Origin of the sequence: Hymenobacter sp. (assembly GCF_036387835.1) — a bacterium.
In the GTDB taxonomy this organism is placed as follows: Bacteria; Bacteroidota; Bacteroidia; order Cytophagales; family Hymenobacteraceae; genus Hymenobacter.
In genome coordinates this window covers 11,952-35,315 of the sequence record NZ_DASVSY010000097.1, presented here as the reverse complement: position 1 = coordinate 35,315, position 23,364 = coordinate 11,952, and the positions used below count along the sequence as shown (strand labels likewise).

General features: G+C 57.4%; 21 protein-coding genes. 12 read left to right on the top strand and 9 right to left on the bottom strand.

The annotated features are described in order from the left end of the window. Positions 1-133: 133 nt before the first annotated feature. The 4 genes from VF639_RS18685 to VF639_RS18670 all read right to left on the bottom strand — a co-directional run bounded on the left by VF639_RS18685 (position 134) and on the right by VF639_RS18670 (position 4,773). The gene (locus tag VF639_RS18685) at positions 134-556 is read right to left on the bottom strand and encodes a GNAT family N-acetyltransferase (protein WP_331147456.1); all 423 of its coding nucleotides are present in this window, start codon (positions 554-556) and stop codon (positions 134-136) included. Between the two features lie 64 nt (positions 557-620). Then, a complete protein-coding gene (locus VF639_RS18680) occupies positions 621-1,664 on the bottom strand; it encodes an AI-2E family transporter (RefSeq protein WP_331147455.1) in 1,044 nt (347 codons plus the stop codon). Positions 1,665-1,869: 205 nt separating this feature from the next. Next, entirely contained in the window at positions 1,870-3,030 is a 1,161-nt protein-coding gene (locus tag VF639_RS18675) for an MFS transporter (protein ID WP_331147454.1), read from the bottom strand. 324 nt (positions 3,031-3,354) lie between these two features. Further along, positions 3,355-4,773 (bottom strand): DNA/RNA non-specific endonuclease, encoded by a 1,419-nt coding sequence (locus tag VF639_RS18670; protein ID WP_331147453.1) that lies wholly within the window; start codon positions 4,771-4,773, stop codon positions 3,355-3,357. Positions 4,774-4,874: 101 nt separating this feature from the next. Here VF639_RS18670 and VF639_RS18665 point away from each other — a divergent pair, with 101 nt between their 5' ends. Continuing rightward, positions 4,875-5,483, top strand: coding sequence for an REP-associated tyrosine transposase (locus tag VF639_RS18665; RefSeq protein ID WP_331147452.1), 609 nt, complete (start codon positions 4,875-4,877; stop codon positions 5,481-5,483). 120 nt (positions 5,484-5,603) lie between these two features. Here VF639_RS18665 and VF639_RS18660 read toward each other — a convergent pair whose 3' ends face one another. From VF639_RS18660 to VF639_RS18650, 3 genes are all read right to left on the bottom strand, one after another. Further along, positions 5,604-9,464 (bottom strand): type IIG restriction enzyme/methyltransferase, encoded by a 3,861-nt coding sequence (locus VF639_RS18660; RefSeq protein WP_331147451.1) that lies wholly within the window; start codon positions 9,462-9,464, stop codon positions 5,604-5,606. A gap of 251 nt (positions 9,465-9,715) precedes the next feature. Continuing rightward, complete coding sequence (locus VF639_RS18655; protein ID WP_331147450.1) at positions 9,716-10,048, bottom strand: hypothetical protein; 333 nt, start codon at positions 10,046-10,048, stop codon at positions 9,716-9,718. A 54-nt stretch (positions 10,049-10,102) separates the two neighbouring features. After that, the gene (locus tag VF639_RS18650; protein ID WP_331147449.1) at positions 10,103-10,240 is read right to left on the bottom strand and encodes a hypothetical protein; all 138 of its coding nucleotides are present in this window, start codon (positions 10,238-10,240) and stop codon (positions 10,103-10,105) included. A gap of 234 nt (positions 10,241-10,474) precedes the next feature. Here VF639_RS18650 and VF639_RS18645 point away from each other — a divergent pair, with 234 nt between their 5' ends. From VF639_RS18645 to VF639_RS18635, 3 genes are all read left to right on the top strand, one after another. After that, complete coding sequence (locus VF639_RS18645) at positions 10,475-12,253, top strand: DUF885 domain-containing protein (protein ID WP_331147448.1); 1,779 nt, start codon at positions 10,475-10,477, stop codon at positions 12,251-12,253. Positions 12,254-12,528: 275 nt separating this feature from the next. Beyond that, positions 12,529-12,885, top strand: coding sequence for a thioredoxin family protein (locus tag VF639_RS18640; protein ID WP_331147447.1), 357 nt, complete (start codon positions 12,529-12,531; stop codon positions 12,883-12,885). 250 nt (positions 12,886-13,135) lie between these two features. After that, positions 13,136-13,870 (top strand): YdcF family protein, encoded by a 735-nt coding sequence (locus VF639_RS18635; protein WP_331147446.1) that lies wholly within the window; start codon positions 13,136-13,138, stop codon positions 13,868-13,870. Between the two features lie 92 nt (positions 13,871-13,962). On the opposite strand, the gene VF639_RS18630 is transcribed toward VF639_RS18635, so the two are convergent. After that, on the bottom strand, positions 13,963-15,363 hold the full coding sequence (locus VF639_RS18630) for an NAD-dependent succinate-semialdehyde dehydrogenase (RefSeq protein WP_331147445.1): 1,401 nt from the start codon (positions 15,361-15,363) through the stop codon (positions 13,963-13,965). 421 nt (positions 15,364-15,784) lie between these two features. Between VF639_RS18630 and VF639_RS18625 the strand changes: the two genes are divergently transcribed. From VF639_RS18625 to VF639_RS18590, 8 genes are all read left to right on the top strand, one after another. After that, positions 15,785-16,345, top strand: a complete 561-nt coding sequence (locus VF639_RS18625; protein WP_331147444.1) for an RNA polymerase sigma factor — start codon at positions 15,785-15,787, stop codon at positions 16,343-16,345. A gap of 2 nt (positions 16,346-16,347) precedes the next feature. Further along, positions 16,348-17,277 (top strand): anti-sigma factor, encoded by a 930-nt coding sequence (locus VF639_RS18620; protein WP_331147443.1) that lies wholly within the window; start codon positions 16,348-16,350, stop codon positions 17,275-17,277. Positions 17,278-17,543: 266 nt separating this feature from the next. Beyond that, on the top strand, positions 17,544-17,882 hold the full coding sequence (locus VF639_RS18615; protein WP_331147442.1) for an arsenosugar biosynthesis-associated peroxidase-like protein: 339 nt from the start codon (positions 17,544-17,546) through the stop codon (positions 17,880-17,882). Positions 17,883-18,128: 246 nt separating this feature from the next. After that, the gene (locus tag VF639_RS18610; RefSeq protein ID WP_331147441.1) at positions 18,129-18,524 is read left to right on the top strand and encodes a GxxExxY protein; all 396 of its coding nucleotides are present in this window, start codon (positions 18,129-18,131) and stop codon (positions 18,522-18,524) included. Between the two features lie 86 nt (positions 18,525-18,610). Further along, the gene (gene arsS, locus VF639_RS18605) at positions 18,611-19,660 is read left to right on the top strand and encodes an arsenosugar biosynthesis radical SAM (seleno)protein ArsS (RefSeq protein ID WP_331147440.1); all 1,050 of its coding nucleotides are present in this window, start codon (positions 18,611-18,613) and stop codon (positions 19,658-19,660) included. A gap of 42 nt (positions 19,661-19,702) precedes the next feature. Continuing rightward, the gene (locus VF639_RS18600) at positions 19,703-20,257 is read left to right on the top strand and encodes a rhodanese-like domain-containing protein (protein ID WP_331147439.1); all 555 of its coding nucleotides are present in this window, start codon (positions 19,703-19,705) and stop codon (positions 20,255-20,257) included. A 35-nt stretch (positions 20,258-20,292) separates the two neighbouring features. Next, positions 20,293-20,922: a TIGR04282 family arsenosugar biosynthesis glycosyltransferase gene (locus VF639_RS18595; protein ID WP_331147438.1), complete on the top strand. Its 630-nt coding sequence runs from the start codon at positions 20,293-20,295 to the stop codon at positions 20,920-20,922. Positions 20,923-20,986: 64 nt separating this feature from the next. Next, positions 20,987-21,901 carry a hypothetical protein gene (locus tag VF639_RS18590; RefSeq protein ID WP_331147437.1) on the top strand — a complete coding sequence of 305 codons (915 nt, stop codon included), beginning with the start codon at positions 20,987-20,989 and terminating at the stop codon, positions 21,899-21,901. A gap of 49 nt (positions 21,902-21,950) precedes the next feature. On the opposite strand, the gene VF639_RS18585 is transcribed toward VF639_RS18590, so the two are convergent. Continuing rightward, the gene (locus tag VF639_RS18585) at positions 21,951-23,351 is read right to left on the bottom strand and encodes an MptA/MptB family glycosyltransferase (protein WP_331147436.1); all 1,401 of its coding nucleotides are present in this window, start codon (positions 23,349-23,351) and stop codon (positions 21,951-21,953) included. Positions 23,352-23,364: the final 13 nt, after the last annotated feature.

The following is a 23,364-nucleotide window of genomic DNA, read 5'->3' as shown; positions in this document are numbered from 1 at the left end:
ATTTGGATTGCCGCTACTTGCAGGGCTGCTACGTAGTGGCAATCCAAATAGTGACGGCTCGTTGTTTTGTTGGTTTTTATGTTAATCGGTAAATAAATTCATCTATTTCTGTTTGTCGCGCATTTGCAAAGCCCTAGTCCGTGCCAATTTTTATAAAACCACATCTTTCTAAAACATTCTGCGAACCAAAATTATCAAATGCAACTCGTCCGAAAACAGGTCTTGTATTTTCAATAAACAGAAAGCTTTTGAGTGCTGTTGTAGCAACTCCTCTTCCCCAAAAGCTTCTGTCTATCCAGTAGGTAATTTCAGTTTTTCCTTCCATTTCAAACTTTGCAACACTGCCTGCAACGGTTTCATCAACCAAAATTGTTTGCATATGTATTGTCGGGTCATTCAGGAATTTTATGAATTTCTTTAAGTATGCTTCTATGTTGGTTTGGTCTTTTGGAGTAAATGCAGCTAAATAATTAGCCTCTTTATCGAGCTGAAATTGAAAGAAAAATTTCAAGTCGGACTCTTCCGTTTGCTTAAGTCTTAATTGTGCGTTCTGCATCGTGATAATTCTGTTGTTGCTGTTTTGTGATGTCAGTATAATGACTGCCTTTTTGCAAAACTTGCTACACGTTGGAGGGTTTGGCTTTTGAAATGGCACGCAGCCGGTTTTCACGTTCGAACACCTTGATCAACACAATGAAATAAGACAGTAGGAGCGGGCCGAGCACCAAGCCGAGGATGCCGAAAATATTTACACCGAGTACTACGCCGGCCAGTGTAATGAGCGGGTGAATATCACCAATGCGGCGGGCCAGCATAATGCGCAACAAGTTGTCGATGTTCATGATGACAATGAAGCCAAGTAACAGGATGCCTACTCCTTGGCCGGTGGCACCTTGCGTTAATTTCAGGATGGCGGCCGGGAGCCAAACCAGCGGCGTACCCAATACGGGCACGAAGGCTAGGAAAAAAGACACCATACCCCAGAACAGCGCATCCGGAACCTGAAAGATCCAAAGCGTAATGCCAGTAAGTATGGCTTGGACCAGCGAGATGAGCGCCTGCCCCAGTACATTGGCATTTACATTGTTTTTCAGTGACTCGCCGAGTTCTTCCAAGGTGCCGTCCCGGAACGGAAGGTAGCGGCGCAGGCCCTTCAGAAAGCTGCCTTCCTGCGTATACATAAAGAACAAGGTAAACAGCATCAGCCCGATAATAACGACGAAATGCAACAGGCTGGTAGCCAACGAGGGCAACCGCTGACTGAGCCAGGTCACGCTTTGCTGCAGCAAGGAGCGCACGGTTTGCTCGTTGGTGAAAGTGTAGTCGATCTTCCGCTCGATGCTATGCAGCACCGTCATAATCTGGCTGGTATCCTGGCCGTAGTAGCTGATGCGGTTGACGAGCATCAAGACCAGAGCCGTAAAGGGCAGAATGATGACGACCAGCGCGAAAATCAAGATGCCAATCGTTACCACGTACCGATTCCAGCCCCGCCGATGCACCAAGGCGTTGTACCAGGGCCGAAATACCACAAACAGAATACCAGCCCCCAAAAAGCCCGTAATGTAGCCGCTGAGCCCAAACAGAATAAGGCCCGCCAGCACCAGCAAACAAGTAATCAGCAGCACTGATTGCTGCCGGCTTGAGTAGATGTTATCAGCCATGACGAGGTGGGAAAGGAGAGAGTCCCCTAAGTTACAAAATTGTCGTTTCGGCATTTCGCCCAGCAAGCGGCATGAGGAATCTAAGTAAGATCCGTCTAACAGATTTCCCTGGATTTCTCATGCTGCTTGCTGGGCGAAATGTCGGAACGACAATAAGCTCGGCAACCAAGAACTGTACTTTGCTAATCAGCCACTTAGTTACTACCTAGACCCGCGCCCGGCTAGCCAGAACAGTCACGCACAGCCCCATCAAGGCAATGATGGCAAACGACACTCGCAAGCTAGAGGCTCCTGCCACCAGCCCAATAACCGGCGGCCCCAGCAGAAAGCCCGCAAAACCGACCGTGGAAACCGCCGCCAGCGCCATGCCCGGCGACATCACCGTGGAGCGCCCCGCCGCCCCGTACACCAACGGCACCACCGACGATACGCCCACGCCCACCAGCATAAAGCCGATGGTGGCTGGTACCAGCGTGGGCAATAGCACGGCCAACACCAGCCCAGTGGCCGTAAACAAGCCACTGAGCTGCAAGGTGCGCTGCCGCCCAAATCGGTCGGTAAACCAGTCGGCTACGAAGCGCCCGGCGGCCATGGTGCTCATGAAGGCCGTGAAGCCGACCCCGGCCCAGGCTGTTGAAGCGTGCACAACCTTGTTGAAATACACCCCGCTCCAGTCGAACATGGTGCCCTCACAAAGCAGCGAGCAGAAGGCCAGCACGCCTAGCAGCAGCAACGATTTGTCGGGCAGCACAAAAATAGGTTGGTTGGGGTCGTGGCCGGAATCGGTGGGAAGTAGGTAGGGGCGCATGAAGAGAATGCCTAATGCTACGGTGGCCGTAACGAGGGCGAAGTGAACGAGCAACGCCGTGCCGTAGCCAATCATGAGGGTACCAATGGCGGCCCCGGTAAAGCCCGCCAAACTCCAGACCCCGTGAAAGGAAGCCATGATGGATTTGTCGTAGAGGGCTTCGACGCCAATGGCCTGGGTGTTGACGCTGATGTTCGACATGTTGGCGGCCAACCCGAAAAAGACCAAGCCCACCATAAGCTGCGTGGTGGTTTCCGCTAAGCCCAGCACCGTGAGCACCGTGGCATAAATCGATAAGCCCAGCACCGTGATACGCCGGCTACCAAAGCGCGCCACCAGCCAGCCCGAGAGCGGCAACGACAGCAGCAACCCCACCGGCACAGCCAGCAACACGCCGCCTAGCTCGGTGTCGGTGAGCCCAAGGCGCTGCTGCACAGTGGGAATGCGAGCCGCCCAGGTGGAAAAGCACAGTCCCTGCAGAAAAAACGACGCACCTACGGCCACCCGGTGTACCAGGCGCGATGTAGTTGGTGGCGATTGAAAAGTATCGGTAATCATCTTGAAAGAGCAAGCAAGAGCGGGCGTTTCCGCAAGGTAGTTTAAGCTTCAGCTTGTGGTTAGACGCCAACTCAACCGCTAGCCCTAAGGCCTGGTAGCAAATCAGTCGAAAACCACAAAAAAGCCCACAACGCACCAGGTTGATGCGCAATGGGCGGGAAGCAGGAAGAGGAGGGGCGGCAGCCACACCAGAAGCGCAGCCAAAGCAAAGGAACCCAAAGCGGTACTCATGGCTCTTACGAAAGGCAGACGCCTTGGTAGGAGAAAAAAATGAAAATCCCCCGTTGTTTTCTTTGATGGAGAGTTGGGATAAGTATATGCTGCTTACCGCGCCGGGCCGGTATCTACCTGCGCTTGGAGGCGAGTTTGCACGTCGGGGGGCAGGCTGCTAAGCAAATCTAGGCCGGTAGCGGCTTCCAGGGCGTCTACGCTCACGCGGTAGCGGCTCCAGTCGGGGCTCACCGATTGGTCGTTGGGCGTATCAATGGCAATGATGCGGGCCTGGCCGGCGGCAATGCGGGCCAGGTCGTCGGAGCCTTCGGGGAGGACAACGAGGACCTTCCAGATGCGGGCGGGCACCGTCACGCGGCCGTTGTCGATGCTGGTTTTCAGACCGTTGAGGCCGGTGCCGCCCTTGCCGTAGCTGCCCATGATGATGTACAGTTCCTGGCCATTTTGCACCTGCGTCCGGCTCCACTCCTCCAGGTTGCCCCAAGTGCGCTGGTTGTTGTTGGGCGCCTGCGGAATCATGTTGGTCATCAGGAAAGTAGCCGAGTTGTCGTCGAGGTCGGTGGTGCGGTCGGCGGAGGGGCAGTTGTGGCCTTTGTCGAAGCCGGAGCCGGTGTAAGAGTTGCGCGACACCGCATAGAAAGTGCCGGGCAGGGCCGGATCGGGGCGGAAATCATCCTGGCGCGGGGCCGAGCCCATCCAAGCGCGGTTCAGGTGCCAGCTCACCCAGTTCGAAATGCCCCGCTGATTGTTGTAGCTCAGCGTGTACTGCGGCTTGGTCATCAGGTAATTGTTCGGGAAGCTGAGGCTGGCAGTGGCACCGCTCGGGTTGCCAAGGGCCATGTTGTCGTCGCGGCTCGTAACAATAGCAGTGGCCTGTGGCGGCCGGGCTGTTGGCGCCGGAGCTGTTGAGCTTGGAGCACTGGCGGCGCCCGCTACTGCGGCCCCGTTGGCACCTTCTAGCACGATGTCGTCAATATTGAGTCGGCCCTTGCCCGTATCCGTCTTCCGAATTTCCAGGCGCAACGCCCCCGGAGTACTGCCCTGGAAGGTGCTGGCCACTAAGCGCGCCCCTTGCGTCCGCACGGGCTGCCCGATGCGGCGGAAGCTGCGCCCGCCATCCACGCTGCCCCACAGCTCCCAGGTGCTGGCCGGGTCGGCGCCGTAGGCGGCACTGCTGATGCGGATGGTGCGCACCCCGGCCGGCGCGTTGAAGTTCATCCGCAGCCGGCCTTTTTCGCGCAGCCGGGCGGCGTGCTGGCCATTTTTGTGGTCTTGCTCAGCGCTGCCAATCAACGCTTCCACGAAATGCCAGGAACCAGAGCTTAGCGTTTCATCGGCCTCGGAATAAGCGCCCTTGCCACCCGCCTCAAAGGTTTCCGTTAAGCTGCCCGCGGAGCCTTGGGGCGCCTGCGTGTCGATGATGGGCGGGCCAGTGGGGAGCGGTGGGCGGCTGGTTTCGGCGGCTTGCGGCGAGCAGGCCAGCAGGGGCAGCAAGGCGGGAAGGAAGCGCATAGGCAGTAGCGCGAAGCCTTCGCTTCGCGCACAAATAATATAGGATAGAGATGCTATCTTAAACGCGAAGCTAAGGCTTCGCGCTACATCATGATAGGGTTATGGACTATACTTTTTACAACCGCAACCTGCCGCACCGCCTGCCGGCGGGTGAACAGCTGTTTCTGACGCTACGGCTGGCCGGCTCGCTGCCCCGTAGTGTAGTGGCAGCGTTGCGGGCCGAAGCCGAAGCGGTGGAAGCGGCGGCCCTACGGCAGCCCCCTGACGGGGCAGCGGCGTACCGGCGGCAGAAGCAGTATTTCGGGCGCTTCGATGCCATGCTCGATGCCGCCGCCACCGGACCGCTGTGGCTGCGGCGGCCACCGGTAGCGGCGCTGGTAGGCCAGGCCTTTCACCACTACGACGGGCGTTGTTATGAGCTGCTGGCGTATTGCATCATGGCCAATCACGTGCACGCTGTGCTTTCGCTGCCCGAGCCAACAGGTTCCTTTATGCGCACCTTGCAGCGGCTTAAGAGCTACACGGCGCTCGAAGCCAACCGCCTGCTAGGGCGCACCGGCCAGTTCTGGCAGCGCGAAACCTACGACCATATCATCCGCGACGGGGAGGAGATGCAGCGGGTACTGGCCTACGTAGTCAACAATCCGGTAAAAGCCGGCTTAATAGAAAACTGGCAGCAATGGCCCCATACCTATTGGCGCGAGCAGTAGCACAGCAGCGCGAACTAGTAGCGCGAAGCCTTTGCTTCGCGCCCAGCCCAGATAGCCAGCGCTTGTTCCCGGACGCGAAGCAAAGGCTTCGCGCTACACCCCGGCGGACCCCAACAAAACTCAGGCGGTAAGCAAAGCCGTTTCCTCCGGACTCAGCCCATACACTTCCGCTACCAGCGCATCAATCTGCAACTCCAGGGCCGTGGTGTCGGCGGTGGCCGCGGCGGCTTTGGCAGCCAGCACCTGCTCCACCAGCGCCACGATGGGCGCCTGCTGCTCCGCCGTGGCGGCGGGAATGGGGAACATTTTGAAATAAACGTAACTCACCTCGAAAAATTCACCCCGAAGTTTTGGCAAAAGAGCATTAAACAGAAAGCTTGATACCGAGCTATTCAAGTATCCGAGTAGAAATCTATCTTCCTTGCCAATTATAAAGCATTTCTGATTTGTTAACTGTCCGGTTTTTTCAAAAGTGAATGATGGAAGAGCACAGATATTGGGATAAACAATTTTAGGATTTTCAAAAGCGCTGTAATAGTCACAGGCTCGCATCTCCCACCAATAATCTCCTTTATCACCACGCTTTGCTGCATTTTCTGCAAAGGGGAGTAACCATCGACTAACAGCCGGATAATTATTTTCTACAATTTCCCAGGAGGCTTTAGAGTTTGTAGCGGAGGACTGCTTCTTCGTCCACCCTTTTTCAAAAAAAATAAGATAGTCATCTGCTTTCGGCGACTGATACCGCTTTACATCACGCCCGGCTAGAATAGGTCTGATAACCTTAGCGGAGTTAGGATCTTCGGCAATGAGTGCATCCCGCGTGGCAGCATCAATTACAAAGGCTTCATTATAGCCGGTTTTGATGCCGTAGTAAATCTTTCCTTCCACATACTCGCCCAGCGGTGTACCGGCGGCGCGGAGTTTTTCCAACAGGTCTTGCTTATTGGCGGCGGCGAGGCTCCAGGCTTCTTCGGAGAGGCGCAGAGTGGGCATGTCGGCGGCGGCAGCTTCCACCACTTCCGGGAAGCGGGTAGTGTCGGGGCCGAGGGTGGAAAGTTCGGCCACGCGCACGGTAGCCGCTTGGGGGGCACGCTGCACGCTCAGGATGTTGGGGTAGGTGGTGGCTTCGGGAAACACGGGCAGGTCGCCGAAATCGAGCAGCTCCTGCAGGCGCAGCGTGGGCTGAAGCAGGTGGCGGCGCAAGCCCTGGCCGTAGCCGGCGCGCAGCCACTTGTTGTTGGTGATAAACGACAGCTCACCGCCGGGTGCCAGCAGCCCCAGCCCCAGCTCGTAGAAGTACACGTAGAGGTCGGCGGTGCCGGTGCCGGTGGTGTAGTGCTGCCGCAGGTGGGCTTTGGTGGCCGGAGCCAGCTCTTCCTGCCGGATGTAGGGCGGGTTGCCCAGCACGGCATCGAAGCCGTGGAACGAGCCGTCGGCGCTGAGTGCTTCCGGAAACTCGAAGCGCCACTCGAAGGCGTCGCGGAACAGGGCGCCCTGCTCGCGCTGCTGGCGCTCCTGTTCCAGCTTTTCCAAGTTGAGGCGGGCGGTAGTTTGCCGGGCCCAGGCATCCTCGGCGGTGAGGCGGGCTTTGCCGAAGAGGTCGGGCTTCTGGTCGAGCTCGGCGCGCAGCAACTCTTCCCTGGCGCGGGTGATGCGCTTAAGCAGCGGGTCGTGGCGCTGGATGTCGGTGCGGAACTGCTCTTTGAGGCGCTGCAAAAAGTCTTCGAGCACCTGTTTCTGCTCGCGGCCCCTGGCCGAGAAAAACTCGCCCACGGCGCGGCGGTAGGCCACCAGCGAAAAGTCTTTGCGGCGAAACACCTCCGTCAGGTCGGCCTGCAAGGGGTAGCGGCTGATGAGGGAGTTGCCGGCCCGCACGTTCAGCTCGAGGTTGGGCAGGGTTTCCAGCTCCCGGAACTTGCTTTCGGGGGTGTAGTAGGCGTGCTTGAGCAACTCGATCCAGAGGCGCAGGCGGCAGATGCGCACCGAGTTGGGGTTGAGGTCGACGCCGTAGAGGCAGTGCTCGATGAGGTGGCGCTTCTCGCGAAACAAGGCGCTTTGCAGGCGGGTGTGCTCGGCCCCTACGCGGCGGGTGCGGGTGCTTTCGTCCCAGTGGGCGCGGTACTCAAACAAGGAAGCATCCTCGTCGGACGTCACCACCAGCTCGTCGCGGGCCACGGCCAGGCGGTAGGGCAGGCGCTGACCTTCCTCATCGAGCAGCAGCCCCAGCTCACTCTTGATAGCCAGCAGCTCGTTCAGGGCCGACACCAGGAAGTGACCCGAGCCCACGGCGGGGTCGAGCACGCGCAGCTCGCGGAAAGCTTCGCTGAACTCGGGGCGGCGCTTGCGGCCGGCTTCGGCCAGCTCGGCGCGCAGGTCGGCCACGTCGGTGGTGTGCCAGCCGTAGCGCTCATTGAAGTGGCGCACCACCACCCGGCGCAGGGTGTGGCGGCACATGTACATGGTAATAAAGCCGGGCGTGTAGAACGAGCCGTCGCGGTAGCCGTTGATTTTCTCGAAGATCAACCCCAGCACGGCCGCCGAAATCAGGGGCCGCTCGTCGTCCTGCACTTCCTCGGCCCCTTCCGAGGCGAAGTCGTAGGCATCGAGAAAGCGCAGCAGGTAGGTAAGGGCCGTGGGGGCGGCGCCGGCCGCATCCTGGCGCAGCACCGAGCGGTGGGTTTTGCCGGTGGGCTTGCTGCCGAGCAGCGGCAGCGGAATCATATCGTCGAGGCCGGAGATGCGCAGCGTTACGCGCTCCAGGGCGGAGGGCTCGAACAGCGAAGAGTTGAGGTACGGAACGTGGGGGTAGAGGTCGGCTTCGGGCTGTTCGCGCTCCGGGGCGGGGCGGTTGAGGATGCGGTAGAACAGGCGGTTGAGCAGGTCGTATTCGCGCAGGTGCTGCGGGTCGAGGAAGCGGAAAGGCTGCGCGGGGCCGGGCTGGTGGTAGCGGCGCAGCTGGCCTTCGAGCAGCTTCAGAAACAGCAGGCGGCTCACCCAGGTCAGGCACAGCGCCAGGGCCACGCCTTCGGCCTGCCGGGCGGGCGTGTCGCCGTAGGTGTTCAGCTCGTCGGCGGGCAGGTTGCGCAGCATGTCTTCGGCGTGCAGCTGCACCAGGGTATTTTCCAGCAGCGAGCCGCGCTGCCGCCGCTCGGGGGCGCAGCGCTGAATCAGCTTGCGGCCCTTATCCTTGATTTCTTCGAGGCCCATCAGGTAAAGCAGCTCCTCGTAGAACGCCCGGTTGAGGGTGTTGGCATCCTGGGCAAACGGCTCTTTGAGCAGGTGCGGCGGCGAAAAGATTTTGCTGAGCCAGAGCCGGCCCCGCTCGCCCAGCGGGCGGCGCTGGCCGTGCTCGTCGCGCGGGTCGAGGGAGAAGTACGTGAAGTTAACCTCGGTTTCGAGCTTGTCGAGCAGGGGCCGGGCAATGTCGTTGTAGAAGTGGCTGGTATCGGGCGCGGTGGTTTGGCCCTGCTTGAACTTCTGAAACTGCTGGCGCAGCTCGGTGTACTTCCAGAACACGCGGTGAAACTCGTGGGCATCGAACACAAACCACTCGTAGCCGGTGGTAACCACGAGCTGGCGCAGCTCGGGCAGCTGCACCTCGGAGGTGCGCTCCTGGAAGTAGTAGAGCAGCAGCTCGTGCAAGGCCTTGCGGTTGAGGTTGTCGGGCCGCACCATCTCGCCGGCGTTTTTGCGGTGCTTAAGCTCGAAGAGCACCCCAAACGGGTCGGCGGCATTGGGGCCGGTGCGCAGCACCAGGTCGCGCTTGCCGTGGGAGTTGAGGTAGTAGCCGCCCAGGCCAGCGGCGTGCAGAAACCGGATGAGGGGCTGCACCATGTCGGCCTCGTCTTTGGCGGCGTCCAGCTCAGGCAGCAACGCCAGGCGGGCCGCCTCGAAGGCGCCAAGGGCAATGCGGGTGGTTTTCTGACGACGATACGCCAGGTCGAGGGCCTGGGAGGGGAGCAGGGGATGAAGCTTCATAGAGGCCGGCAAGATACATACCGCACCCCAACCCCTGCCCAAAAGAGAGAGGCTCCAGCGCTAGCTTTGCTAACTTTCCAATGACTGTTAAACTGACAAGTGCGGTTAGTCTACAACGCGCCGCCCGCTTCTGCGCCCTCTGCGCCAGCCTCTGCGTCTTCTGCGGGCTAAAGCCAGTTGGCCTGTATAGCACTATAATCGGTCCATTCAACTGTTTCTAGTAGTAGAGCTTCACGGCTTTCGGAGAGGGGCTAAGGAGGTGCCGCGCCCGCAGCATTGGCGGCTTGTATTCCAGCAAAGAGCCTCACTTTGTGGAAGGCAGGGGTTCTTTCTGGTGGGGGCTTATCTCTACCGCTTAAGTACTCGAACGCGCCGGCCGCGCCCGCCTCGCGGCCCATCTGCTCGGCGGCCAGCGAGAAGTAGAGCGTCCAGCCCGGCTGCTGGCCACTAGTGCCGCGCGCGTCGAAGGCGCTGTAGACGTGGCACACGCAGCAGCGGCGGCCCCACACCGTGACAAAGGTGCCCTGCCCGTCGGCGCGGCCGTAGTGGGCGTGGGCGTCGACGACGGCGTGGGGATTGAGCATAAACTCGAGCAGGTGCTCGTAGCTGGCCGGGTCGAGCTGGCTGGTGGCAAACGACTAGGTGCCGGCCCGCACTTTGCTGCGCGGCCGGCCCCGGTGGTCGAGATGCTGGCGCCACTCGTAGTAGCTGGCGTCGAGCGGGATTTTAGTAACGCCTTCCAGATAGAGGAAGGCTTCTAACGAAGCATTTTGCATAGCGGCACTAGAGTAGCACGAAATACCAAGGGTGGGCAAGATACGGAACAAGCCGCTAGGTGCTCCTGTGGCAACTTACTTCCTGGCGCGGTAGTATGCTGCCTTGGCTGCCAAGCTGGTAGGAGGACGGATTACCACCGCTTTTGGGCTTAACAACACCAATGGTCCTGCGCTAAACAGCTAACCCAACTCGCCTGTTTGTCTGCTACCTTGTCGAGCTTAATTTTCTACTATATGCTGAAATTCTTACGCCCGGCCTTCCTGCTCCTGGTGATGGGCGGTATGGTTGTCACGGCCTGCAACCAATCCGGTGAAATAAACGAAACCGTGGATGCCGAAACCGCCAACACCAGCTTCGAGCGGTACAAGGCGCGGTTCCTGGACTCGCTCTGGTACTACAACCCCGAGTTTGCCAGCAGCCAGGGCTACCACCGCTACGATTCGGTGCTGGTGATTCCGACGGCCGCCCGCCGGCTCGGCGAGGCCAAGGTTTTAAAACGGCGCGGCAAAGAGCTGGCCACCTTCAAGCTCACCGACTTATCGGTAAACAACCAGACCGATTGGCGCCTGATGCAGAACTACGTGCAGGCCGGGCGCTGGCAAATTGATACGCTACGAGAGTGGGAGTGGAACCCGGCCAACTACAACATCGGCGCCTCAGTGGCCGAGATTCTGAATGGGCGCTACTGGCCCCTCGACCGGCGGCTGCGCGCCATCAGCCTCAAAATTGCTCGCTCGACTGAGTATTATGCTGCTGCCGAAGCCAGCATCCAGAACCCAACCAAGGAGCATACCGAACTCGGTATCAAGCAAAACGAGGGCGGCTTGGCGGTATTCGGCAAAGCCTTGCAGGATTCCGTTGCCAGGTCGGGACTGACGGCACGGGAGAAAGAAGACTTCAAAAACCGGGTGGCTACCACCCGGCTCAGCGTCGAAGATTACCTGCGCTTCTTGAAAACCGAAGTGCTGCCGGCCGGCAAATTCCGCAGTTTTCGGATCGGCAAGGCGCTCTTCGACCGGAAGTTCTTCTACGATATTCAGTCCACCTACACCGCCGACCAAGTATACGCCAAGGCGCAGCAGAACCGAGCTAGGCTGTTGCGCGACATGAAGGTTCGGGCGGCGCGGCTTTATCCTAAGTATTTCCCCAACCAGCCCCTGCCCTCCGATTCGCTGGCGCTGGTCAAACAGGTAATCGGGCGGCTGTCGGAGCAGCACGTGACGCCGGCCGGGTTTGTAGCGGCCGTAAAGGCGCAGATTCCGCAGCTGGTGCAGTTCGTCAACGACAAGAAGCTGCTCACGCAAGACCCCACCAAGCCGCTGGTCGTGCGCGAAACGCCGCTCTACATGCGAGGCAGTGGGGCCGGGGCCAGCATTTCAGCCCCCGGCCCTTACGATAAAGCGGCCAACACGTATTACAACGTAGAGCCGCTCACCGGCCAGCCTGCTGCCAGCGCCGAGAGTTATTTGCGCGAATACAACAGCTACACGTTGCAAATCCTCAACATCCACGAGGCCATTCCGGGGCACTACACGCAGCTGGTGTATGCCAACCGCAGCCCCTCGCTGATCAAGGCGGTGTTTGGCAACGGGGCCATGGTGGAAGGCTGGGCCGTGTACGCCGAGCGCATGATGCTGGAAAGCGGCTACGGCAGCAACTCCGACGAAATCTGGCTGATGTGGGACAAATGGAACATGCGCGTCACGCTCAACACCATCCTCGACCACGAAGTCCACGTCAACAACATCAGCGAGCAAGCCGCCAAAGCCATGCTGCTCCGCGACGGGTTTCAGGAACAAGCCGAGGCTACCAACAAATGGCGCCGCGCCACCCTGAGCCAGGTGCAGCTTAGCAGCTACTTTACCGGCTACACCGAAATCTATGATTTGCGGGAGGAGCTAAAGAAAGCCGAGGGCAACAACTTCGACTTGAAAGCCTTCAATGAGAAGTTTCTGAGTTTCGGGAGTGCGCCTGTGAAGTACATCCGAACCCTGATGCAGAAGAAATCCTAAGCAAGCCCCTGCCAACCAGTACGAAACGGCCCCCTACTGCAAGGCTTGGGGCCGTTTGTTTGGCGGGTCAATGAGCCTTCAATGAAGCCCTCAAGGAAGTCTTGAAAGTCGTCAGACCATCATGCAGAAGCACCGCTATTTGGTGTGCTAACGTTGCCAAACTACCCGTCATGCTGACGACAGGAAGCACGACGGGTACGAGACTTTCTAACAGCTCCTGATATCTGAGTTGCGCGGTTACTCGTATCTACTAGCTTAGCTAAGCTACTATTGTTATGAAAGAGGCAGATCGTCAACGCGTGCATGATGTCAACGACGAAGACCTACGGCAACTCACGCACAAGCATATGAAAGTGTTTGCCAAATTCACTTCCGAGAGTTGCGAAATCTGCGAGCTACTGGCGCCGCCGTTTGTCGAGTTTGCTGACAAAGCAGCATTTAGAAACATCTTGTTTTTGCGCTTGAATTCCGACGAAAATGCGGTGGCAAAAAAGCTGATGCAAGAGAAAGTCGCCCCGTTTTTCGTGTCTTATTGCCAAGGCCGCATCCTGGAGTGCGACACGCTAACCGAAGAGCAGGAGGTATTGCATATGCTGCAACGGCTGCGGGAGTTGGAGCCTCTGTCGGCGTGAGGGAACTGCGGTTGCCCAACGACGCGTGGGCGCTGCTAGCCGTATTTATTTCACTGTTGCTGCTGTTCCCATAACATTGCTCGTTCCGCTTGCGGCGGCCTTATGAAATGCCGATTCCCAAAACAAGCTGCTCTTCCGCGAGTCCGTCAGCTTTGGCTTCCCCAAGCCACAGACTTTTATTATTTCAACTTATCAGTTAGCTGCTAACAATCCGATAGTGTTTTTCCTGCTTTCCAAACTTCTCGATTTTGTGTTGTTGCCGGTACTGTGGCTGGTTTTGCTGTTGGCGGCGGCACTCCTAACGCGCCGTCCCACGCGCCGGCGCAACCTGCTGCGTCTGGTGTTGCTGCTGCTTGTGCTTGGTACTAACAATGCGCTTTTAAACGAGGCTTTGCTGGCTTGGGAACTGCCTCCAGTGAAGCTGGCAAGCCTGCCCCGTCAGGCTGATGCGGCCGTACTACTCACGGGTATTACCAGCGTTAGTAAGTCACCCCACGACCGGGTGTACCTGCACGAAGGCGCCGACCGCCTGACCAATGCGTTGTGGCTGTGGCGAGCCGGCCGGGTGCGGTACATTCTGGTGTCGGGCGGCTCGGGCGCCATGCTCCAGAAAGCTCACACCGAAGCCGCTGACCTGATTACCCTGCTGCACCTGGCCGGCGTCCCCGATTCGGTTATCATCAAAGAAGACCGCAGCCGCAATACCCGCGAAAATGCCCTGTTCACCAAGCAAATAGTAGCTGCGCGCCCCGAACTAGATACGTTGGTGTTAGTTACCTCGGCTTTTCATCAGCGCCGTGCGCTCGGCTGCTTCCGCCAAGTGGGGCTGCACCCGCTGCCCTTTCCCGCCGGTTTCCGGTCCACCGACCGCGCCCCCACCCTGGACTACTGGCTGGTGCCCGGCACCGACACTCTCGGTGGCTGGAGCCTGCTCCTGCACGAAATAGCCGGCTACCTGACGTATAAAGCGCTAGGCTATCTGTGAAGTTGTGAAATGGTGAGTGTGATGTTCTATTTGCGCAAACTGCGCTGTTAAGACGTCAAGCTCACCATTTCACAACTTTACAACTTCACCAGTTATTCCACCTTCTTCTGCTTTTCGGGCTTCTCTTCTTTGGCTATCCAAATGGATTTCTGGTTGACAAATTCCCGAATGCCTAAATACGACAGTTCCCGGCCGTAACCCGACTTCTTGACGCCTCCGAACGGCATCTCCGGCGAAGACTTCACCATGCTGTTTACGAACACGGCGCCGGCTTCCACCTGGCGAGCCAGCTCTTCGCCGCGCTTCACGTTCCGGGTCCAGATGGAGCCGCCTAGGCCGAAACGCGAGTCATTGGCGAGGCGGATGGCGTCGGCGGTATCTTTGGCTTCCAGAATCAGGGCCACGGGGCCGAACAGCTCTTCGTGGTAGGCGCGCTGCTTGGGCTTGATATTGCTCAGGATCATGGGCCGGAACAGCGCAGTGCCGGGCTTGCTTTGGCCGCCGTGTAGTTCCACTTTGGCGCCTTGCTTGATCGAGTCCTCGACTTGCTGCGTGATTTCGTCGGCCAGGTCAGGACGGGCGAGGGGGCCGTATTGGGTGTCTTCGGCCAGCGGGTCGCCGGTGCGGAAAGCCAACAGGTGGGTTTTCAGCTTGCTGATGAATTCTTTTACCACGGGTTTCTCAACGATGAAGCGCTTGGCTGCAATGCAGCTCTGCCCGGCGTTTATCATCCGGGCCTGCGCCGCGGTTTTGGCGGCTAGCTCCAGGTCGGCGTCGGCTAGCACAATGAAGGCATCGGACCCACCTAGCTCCAGCACGGTTTTCTTGATCTGGCGGCCGGCGGTGGCGGCTACTTGCGCGCCGGCGGGTTCTGAGCCGGTCAAGGTTACGGCCCGCACACGGTCGTCTTCGATTAGCTTCTCTATCAGGTCGGTACCGATCAGCAGGGCCCGGAAGGTGGCCGGCGGGAAGCCCGCATCATGGTAAATTTTTTCCAGCGCCAACGCGCACTGCGGCACGTTGGACGCATGCTTGAGCAGGCCCACGTTGCCGGCCATCAGCGCGGGCGCAATAAAGCGCACCACTTGCCAGAGTGGGAAGTTCCAGGGCATGACAGCCAATACCACACCGATGGGTTCGTGGCTGATAAAGCTGCGTTGGGCTTCCGTTTCGATGATGTCGTCGGCTAGAAATTCCGCGGCATGGTCGGCGTAGTAGTCGCAGCAGAGGGCGCACTTCAGCACTTCGGCGCGGCCGTCCACTACCGGCTTACCCATTTCCAGCGCCATAATGCGGGCCAGCTCGTTTTGTCGCTCGCGCAGCAATTTGGCAGCGCGGTGCATAAGCTGCGCGCGGTGCGCGAAAGTAGTGGTGCGCCACGCCGCCGCCGCTTGGTGTGCCTGCGCCAGAATACGCTCGGTTTGAGGCCAGCTAAAAGCACGAAACCGGCGTTCTACGCGGCCAGTGTACGGGTTGATGGATGCAATGGGCATGTTGGGGTGAGGTGGTGAAGGTGTGAAAGGTGAAGTAGTGCGGTGGTGGTACCACTATCGTTGAACGGTAACGTTAAACGACAACAACTGCGTGAGAGAGCAACAAATGCAGATTATGCAGCATGCGCTACCATTATCGTTGAACAACCGTCTTTGCTGAAGCCTGCTTACGTCTTGTTCAACGATAGTGGTACCGCGACGGGAAAGATCGTGGTACCACCTCACAACTTCACCTTTCACAACTTCACCACCTCACCTCTTTCCCACACGTGAAACTAACCGCAAAATGTAGCCGTAGCATGCACATTACGAAGCTCCTGTATGATTTTGAGCGTTGAGTTTCAAAACAAATGCGTTAGAAGTGTACTTTCGTCCGGCGGAGGGCCTGTTTATTGCTCTTCGTTTAACTTCCTTGCTGCCCGTGAATGTAATTCCCCCCGAAGCCGTACCCTCTCTCTCCGACGAGGACTTACTGGTGCAGCGCTTGCGCGACCGAGATGAGTCGGCGATGACTTTATTCTATGACCGCTACTCGGCGGCCCTCTACGGTGTGATTATGCGCATTGTCAAGAAAGAAGAGGAAGCCGAGGATGTGCTGCAAGAAAGCATGGTCAAAATCTGGAACTCTTTCAGCTCTTACGATGCTGGAAAGGGACGACTCTTTACGTGGGTAATGAATGTATGCCGGAATTTAGCTATTGATAAAATCCGGTCTCGACAATACCGCGTAGGTAGTCGTACACAACCGCTTGAGGACAGCGCCGCAGTACGTGAGCCCGCATCGCCCACGTTCCGGCCCGAGCACATCGGCTTGCAGGAAATGACCAAAAAACTTAACCCCGACCAACAGCAGGTCGTTGATATGCTGTACTTCGGAGGGTACACCCAAAGTGAAGTAGCCGAAGAATTGAATTTGCCTCTTGGAACGGTGAAAACCCGCGCCCGCGCTGCTATTAAAGTACTTTCTAAATTGATTCGATAGCCGTGGACACTCAGCAATACATCGAATCAGGCATTCTCGAAGAATATGCATTGGGCATATTATCGGATGCCGAGCGCTCTGAAGTGGAGCGGCTGGCGGCCATTCATCCGGAAATTCGCCACGAACTAGATGCCATCGTTATGGGCCTTGATGCCTATGCCGAAGCGCACTCGCTAACGCCTCCGGCCGACATGCGGGAGCGGGTATTAGCGGGTTGGCAGCAGGCTATCCACGCGCAGGATTCTGAAAAGAGTACAACTCCGGTGGTACCCATGACTGCCGCCTCTACCGTAACTCCGCCGCCCGTGGCCGCTACGCTGCCGCCGGTTAGCACGCCCGCTCCCGAGCCCGTCGTGCGGCCCATCACCACTGCCCCTGAACCCATATCAACGCAGGCACCAGCCCGTGGATTTGGCTGGCTGATGGCGGCCTCGGTGGCCTTGCTCCTTAGCTTGGGCGGCAACTACATGCTCTACAACCGCTGGCAGCACACGCAGTCGGAGTTGTTTGCGGTGCAGAACGAGCAGGCCCGTTTTGCGGCTACGCAGCAAGCTTCGCAAAAGACCCTAACCACGCAGCGTCAGGAATTGGCCGTACTACGCGACGAGCGGTTTCGGCACGTGACGCTGGCCGGTACACCGGCGGCCCCTACGGCGAAAGCCCGGGTGCTCTACAACCCCGCTACGCGCGCTGTTTATGTGGACGTGCGCAGTTTGCCTAAGCCCCCGGCAGGCAAGCAGTACCAGCTATGGGCCCTCGACCAAGGGAAACCAGTTGATGCGGGGGTACTAGCCGCGGCCACCGCCGCCGGCGAGGAGTTGCAGCAAATGAAAGACATTACCAGTGCTCAAGCCTTTGCCATGACCGTTGAAAACATCGGTGGCAGCCCTACACCTACACTATCAACCATGACGGTGGTAGGTAACATCTAAAGCATTTGTCCTCACAAGAAGAAGGAGCCAGGAAACATATTTCCTGGCTCCTTTTTATGTAGTATGCCTGGCTGCTAAAGGAGACTAATGCAGCTACTCGTATTTGTGCTTGTCATGGTTTTCTACAGTGCCGCTCAACCCACTACCATTAATTGTTCTTAATTAGGAGCCGTTTTAGCTAGTGCTTCTGGTGCGCCTAGTTACTGATTTCATCTTTTCTTTCTCTCAATCTTACTCTTTAAAAGCTGCGTATTGCGGATAAACCCATGGAAAAATCAACCTACTACAATCCGGCTGACCTCGCTAAGTTTGGTAACATCACGGAGTGGCAGCCGGAAATGGGCAACAAATTTTTTGCGTACTACGCAGAGGTGTTCAAAGACGGAGCCCTTTCTGAGCGCGAAAAGTCTCTGATTGCACTGGCCGTAGCACACGCCGTACAGTGCCCCTACTGCATTGATGCCTACACCACCGACTCGCTGCAGAAAGGAGCCGACGAAGCCCAAATGATGGAAGCCGTACACGTGGCCGCGGCCATTAAGGGTGGCGCTGCACTAGTACACGGCGTACAAATGATGAACAAAGCCAAGGAGCTTTCGATGTAAATCACTGATTTGCGCTGATTAGTCGTGATTTCGCTGGTTATTGCTCGTTGATTCGTAGTGGGTGTGTCTAAAGAATCCTTTTGATTTTTGCATACCTACTTTTCAAATAGGGCTACTCCAGTGCTTTGATGTTACGTAGTTGGCTTATTGAGTTGCTACCTGCTATTCGGCGGTTGGTTTGGGTGTTTTGCTACAAGACTATTCATACCAATCTTCGAATAGCAGGTAGTAAATTATTAGTGTGCTATGATCGACAATAGGTGTGCTCAGTCGGTGCTTACGGAGAAGCTTATTAGGTATGCGATGCAGGTTCATGGAGCTTTAAGTAATAGGTTTCCCGAACTTATTCATCAGCGCAGCCTGGAAGCAATGAAATATGCCGGTTTGGTGTTCCAGCGAGAGGTTGATAGAACCGTATTCTACCGCGACGAAATAGTAGGCGTACGGCGGGTGGATATTCTGGTTGACAATGCGGTACTAGTTGAATTAAAAGCAACTCACGAACCAACCACGCTACACCATGCTCAAACAATCAACTACCTAAAAGCCTTTCGCCTGGAAGTAGGCTTGCTTTTCAACTTCGGCGAAAAGAGCTTACAATTCAAGCGCTTCATAAAAAGCCAACGCCAACTTATCTCTTAGATGCCTCCCAACTCCGTTTCTATTTCGAGAACCAGAACAAGGCGAAATCAGCGAAATCACGATTAATCAGCGCAAATCAGCGATTTATGAAAAGTCTTCACGCTCAGCACCATCCGTTGGCTGATACTGGCTACCAACTCACGGTACTTTCGCAGGCCGATGCGGAGGGGGCGCACGTAATGCCTTTTGCCCGTAAGCTCCGCGAAACCGGGCTGTTGCCGCTGCGTCCGACCGGCATGACGGTAATGCAGATCAACGTGGGCAAAATGTGCAACCAAACCTGCCGCCACTGCCACGTAGACGCCGGCCCCGACCGCACCGAAATCATGACCCGCGAAACCATGCAGCTCTGCCTCGACGCGCTGGCGCAAACCAATATCGACGTGGTGGACCTGACCGGTGGTGCGCCGGAAATGAATCCGGATTTTCGGTGGCTGGTGGAGCAAATTGCGGCGCTAGGTCGGCAGACCATTGTGCGTTGCAACCTAACCATCATCGTAGCCAACCCCAAGTACCACGACTTACCTGAGTTTTTTGCCCGGCATGGCGTGCGCGTTGTTTCCTCGTTGCCCCACTTTTCCGCTGGCCGTACCGATGCGCAGCGCGGCGACGGGGTGTTTGGGCGCTCTATTCGGGCGCTGCGGATGCTCAACGAGGTAGGATACGGGGTGGAGGGTTCGGGCTTGTCGCTGGACTTGGTGTATAACCCGTCGGGAGCATTTTTGCCAGGCAGCCAGGTTGGGCTGGAGCGCGAATTCAAGCAGCGGCTGTTGCGCGAGCACGGGGTGGTGTTCAACAGCCTGCTTACTATTACCAACCTGCCTATCAGCCGTTTTCTGGAGTATCTGCTGGAAAGCGGCAACTACCTCGGCTACATGGAGAAGCTGATAGCGGCCTACAACCCCGCCGCCGCGGCCAACGTGATGTGCCGCTCGACCCTGAGCATTGGGTGGGACGGCCAGCTCTACGACTGCGACTTCAACCAGATGCTGGAACTGCCCGTGGACAACCACGCGCCCCAACACATCCGCGACTTCAACAAAGCAGCTCTTAATGCGCGTGCTATCGTTGTAAATCAACACTGCTACGGCTGCACGGCCGGGGCCGGCTCTAGTTGCGGTGGTGCCACTACCTGATGTGGCTTTTAAGGTAAGCGGCGCATGCTCACAGGATTCTCGATGACAAAAGTGTCTCACTGCTACTTGGCGGCTATACGTCCCGTTCGGCTTTTTGCCTTGCTGCTGGTCCTGCTAACGGTGCCCGCCTGTGGGCAAACCGACGGCAACAATCCTACCACCTACGACCGAATGCTGCGGACCCTCTACCGCAACACAGTGCCGGTCGTGCGCCCGGCCCAACTAGCAATCCTATTGGAGAAAAAGCCCAAGGCCGTGCTTCTCCTCGATACCCGCACACCCGCCGAGTACCAGGTAAGCCACCTACGCAACGCCCGCTTTGTGGATTTCGACACATTCGATAAAAACACCTTCGCTGACCTACCCCGCAACCAAACTGTGGTGGTTTACTGCTCGGTAGGTTACCGGAGCGAGCGGGTAGGGGAGCGGTTGAAGGCGCTCGGGTTTCAGGATGTGCGCAACCTGTACGGGGGCATTTTCCAATGGGTGAACGAAGGGCGGCTGGTGTACAACGAGCAGGGAGCTACCCAAAACGTTCATCCCTATTCGCCCCTGTGGAGCCCCTGGTTGAAAAAGGGCCAGCCGGTATACAAGTAGCAGGTAAGCTATACCAGCGCTGATGGCAAATTATTATGACAGCACCAATTGAAGACAAGGCCGGCTCGGCCCACCTGCTTGTTTTTGCCCGATATCCAGAGTTGGGGCGAGTTAAAACCCGGTTAGCGGCGGGCATCGGCGACGAAGCTGCGCTGGCCGTGTACGAGGAGTTGTTGTACCACACGTGTGGCGTAACAGCTGACGTGGCCGCCTATAAAACGTTGTGGCTGGCGGGACCTTCTGCTGCTGCTGTTGCTTTCCCCGAAGCATGGAACAACTACGAGCAGCTACAACAGGTTCCTGGTGACTTAGGACAAAAAATGCAAGCGGCTTTCGCGCATGCTTTTGCCGCCGGAGCCACTGCCGCCCTCATCATCGGTACCGATTGCCCCGGCCTGACGGCCGAGGTACTGACCCAAGCTTACGCATTGCTGGCAACCCATGAAGTAGTTATAGGTCCAGCTGAAGATGGTGGCTATTATTTGCTAGGAATGAGAGAGTTATACGAAGATTTATTTGTTAACAAAAGCTGGAGCACTGATTTAGTATTAGCGCACACGCTGGCCGATGCCGACCGACTAGGACTACGAGTAGCACAGCTTCCTACGTTGCGTGACATAGACGACGAGGCCGACTTAAAAGCGTGGCGCGCAGGCAGTGGGTAGGTGTAGCGTGAGCGGAAACGTGTTTGCTTTCCACTTACTTAGGTGCCACATTCAACTTTCCGTTATGCGTCATCTTATCGTGCCTTGGCTGCCAAAGGTGTGCTTGGTAGTAGGCCTTGGGTTAACTAGCTGCTCGTCGCCGGACTCGGCCGCCAAGCCAGAAACGCCGACTACAACCGAGCAACTGCCCCATGCTTTGAGGCGCTTGGATTCGCACTTCGAGCAACTGTGGGCGATGAACAAGCTGTGGGAAGATGGCCTGGCAGAGGTAGCCGTGTACGATGCCGAACGGATTGTGTACGACAAGGTGCGGCGCTTCGAGTACGTGCAGATTACCGTGAAGGAAGAGTTCAACGACCAGTACAAGGTCAAGACCGACGACTACCAGCGGCCCGACCTGTTTCCGGTGATGAAGGTCAATCAGTTCTGCCGTATTCCCACCGAGCAGTACCCGTATCATTTCCTGACTTCCTTGTTCTTCCGCCGCGAGAATCCGGTAGGGCTCTACAAACTCACGACTTCGTCGCAGGAATGGTGCGGCAACACGTTCAAGGCGTTTCTGGATGATGGCTTGCAGTACATGCAAACCTACAACTCGTATTGGGATACGCAGGGTGCCGGTCAGCGCAATCTGCGCCGCGACATCCTGTTCGAGGATGCACTGCCTTATACGTTGCGCACTTTGCGCTTTGCCGCCTTGCCTACTTTTCAGGCGGCTGTTTGCGAGTTGCAACAAACCAGCAAAGCAACTCCTCCCACGTACTACGAGGCGGAGATTAAAGTGCAGGAGGCTCCCGCCGCCGACACGCCGGAACCTGCTTGGCTGGTACGGGTGCAGTTAGCTCCCGACAAGACCAGCACGTATTGGTTTGCCAAAAGGTACCCCAATCTGCTCCTCCGCCAAGCCGCTTGGGATGGCCGCAACCTGACCCTCAAGAAGGTTAGCCGCTACGCCTACTGGACCCACCCTAAGAAATGAGAACTGGATTATTTTGTGTCTTATCATTAGGGCAAGTAAGGCCAATTCTTCACTCTTTATTCTTTGTTTCTAACTGATACTTGCTTGCTAATTCCCAAACTAACACGCCTACTACGGTTGAATATTCCAAGGCCAGCAGCCAGGGGTTTTCGAGGTAGGCGCTGGTTTGGTAGGCCGCATAAGACAGTACCACCATGCCCGACCAAACCAGCGCGAACCGGTAAGTGGTGAACACGCTCAGAGCGACGAGCGGCGCCAGGTACCACGGGTGCACCACAATGGCGAGAAAGTAGTAGATGGTGAGCGTGAAGAGCAAAGTCCGGGGCAAGGTCGCCCAAATGGCTGCCTTCTCTCGCCAGGCCAGCAACAGGGCAAGTGCCGCCGTAGTTCGTGCCAAAGCCGGACCAATGATGGCAATTTCGTTGTAGCCCGTGAGGTGGTAGCCGATGGCACGGACAACATAATACACGCTGGCATTGAACTCGAACTTGCTGAAGTAAAGCGTGAGGCTGCTATTGATATTACGCAGTAAATCAAGGGAAAATAAAGGTAAAAAAAGCAGGGCTACAACAAGGCCTGTTACTGCCGAGTAACGCGCAAATTGCTGCCAGCCTAACCGCCGCACCAGCAAGGGCAGCATCAGGAGCGGCAGCAACTTGGTGCCCACCGCCAACCCTAATGCCCCCGCCGACCAGTATCGCTGCCCTCGCACCAGCAGCCAAAGTGCCAGCAGTGTAAAGCAAATTACAAAGGCTTCAAAGTGCAGGTTGCCGGTTAGCTCCACCACCACCAGCGGATTGAGCAGGTACCACAGCGCCCGATCAAGCGTCTGCCCGAAGACGCGCAGCAGTGCCAGCAGCAGCGCCGCCGAACCTGCTTCTGCCAGCAGTACCAGCAGCCGCAGCACCAGTACCGCGCTTCGCTCGTTGGTTGGGAATATGCCCGAGGCCAGCCCAAAAGCAGCCTGGCACACTGGCGGGTACACCGAGTAATAGTGCGGCGAATTCAGCTTAGGGTACAGTATTTCTAGCTGTTGATTAACTGCTGCGGGTAGTTGCTGCTTGAAGGTTGATTGCTGAGAAATAGTAGAATCGGAAGGGGTGACTCTGGCTTTGACAGGATTGGCGAGTACCTCGTCGGGCCGGTATTGGAAGGGGTTGACGCCTTGGGCCACCAGTAGGCCGTCCCAGCGGAAGCGGTGGTAGTCGTCGGAGAGGCCGGGGAGGGCGAGAAGCCAGAGCAGCCGCAGCAGCAGCGCCGCTAGCAGCCCCGCCCGCAATGGTAGGCGCGTCTTCAGTAAGTAGATGTACAAGCCAAACGCCACAGCCAGCAACCCTAGCAACTGTCCGAACTGCGTTCTAGGAGTGACATACGCCAAGGCTCCGTAGGCAAGTGCCGAGAGGAGCAGGGCCAGTAGCTGAAGAAAACGAGTGGCGGACCAATTAAACAAGGGCGGGAAGTAC

Excerpts from the sequence above, each read along its gene's own strand:
- VF639_RS18600 (WP_331147439.1), top strand. The coding sequence starts at position 19,703 with ATGACAAAAGTGTCTCACTGCTACTTGGCGGCTATACGTCCCGTTCGG.
- VF639_RS18680 (WP_331147455.1), bottom strand. The coding sequence starts at position 1,664 with ATGGCTGATAACATCTACTCAAGCCGGCAGCAATCAGTGCTGCTGATT.
- VF639_RS18645 (WP_331147448.1), top strand. The coding sequence starts at position 10,475 with ATGCTGAAATTCTTACGCCCGGCCTTCCTGCTCCTGGTGATGGGCGGT.
- VF639_RS18615 (WP_331147442.1), top strand. The coding sequence starts at position 17,544 with ATGGAAAAATCAACCTACTACAATCCGGCTGACCTCGCTAAGTTTGGT.
- VF639_RS18595 (WP_331147438.1), top strand. The coding sequence starts at position 20,293 with ATGACAGCACCAATTGAAGACAAGGCCGGCTCGGCCCACCTGCTTGTT.
- VF639_RS18655 (WP_331147450.1), bottom strand. The coding sequence starts at position 10,048 with ATGCTCAATCCCCACGCCGTCGTCGACGCCCACGCCCACTACGGCCGC.
- VF639_RS18610 (WP_331147441.1), top strand. The coding sequence starts at position 18,129 with ATGATCGACAATAGGTGTGCTCAGTCGGTGCTTACGGAGAAGCTTATT.
- VF639_RS18665 (WP_331147452.1), top strand. The coding sequence starts at position 4,875 with ATGGACTATACTTTTTACAACCGCAACCTGCCGCACCGCCTGCCGGCG.
- arsS (WP_331147440.1), top strand. The coding sequence starts at position 18,611 with ATGAAAAGTCTTCACGCTCAGCACCATCCGTTGGCTGATACTGGCTAC.
- VF639_RS18590 (WP_331147437.1), top strand. The coding sequence starts at position 20,987 with ATGCGTCATCTTATCGTGCCTTGGCTGCCAAAGGTGTGCTTGGTAGTA.
- VF639_RS18685 (WP_331147456.1), bottom strand. The coding sequence starts at position 556 with ATGCAGAACGCACAATTAAGACTTAAGCAAACGGAAGAGTCCGACTTG.
- VF639_RS18640 (WP_331147447.1), top strand. The coding sequence starts at position 12,529 with ATGAAAGAGGCAGATCGTCAACGCGTGCATGATGTCAACGACGAAGAC.
- VF639_RS18675 (WP_331147454.1), bottom strand. The coding sequence starts at position 3,030 with ATGATTACCGATACTTTTCAATCGCCACCAACTACATCGCGCCTGGTA.
- VF639_RS18670 (WP_331147453.1), bottom strand. The coding sequence starts at position 4,773 with ATGCGCTTCCTTCCCGCCTTGCTGCCCCTGCTGGCCTGCTCGCCGCAA.
- VF639_RS18650 (WP_331147449.1), bottom strand. The coding sequence starts at position 10,240 with ATGCAAAATGCTTCGTTAGAAGCCTTCCTCTATCTGGAAGGCGTTACT.
- VF639_RS18630 (WP_331147445.1), bottom strand. The coding sequence starts at position 15,363 with ATGCCCATTGCATCCATCAACCCGTACACTGGCCGCGTAGAACGCCGG.
- VF639_RS18660 (WP_331147451.1), bottom strand. The coding sequence starts at position 9,464 with ATGAAGCTTCATCCCCTGCTCCCCTCCCAGGCCCTCGACCTGGCGTAT.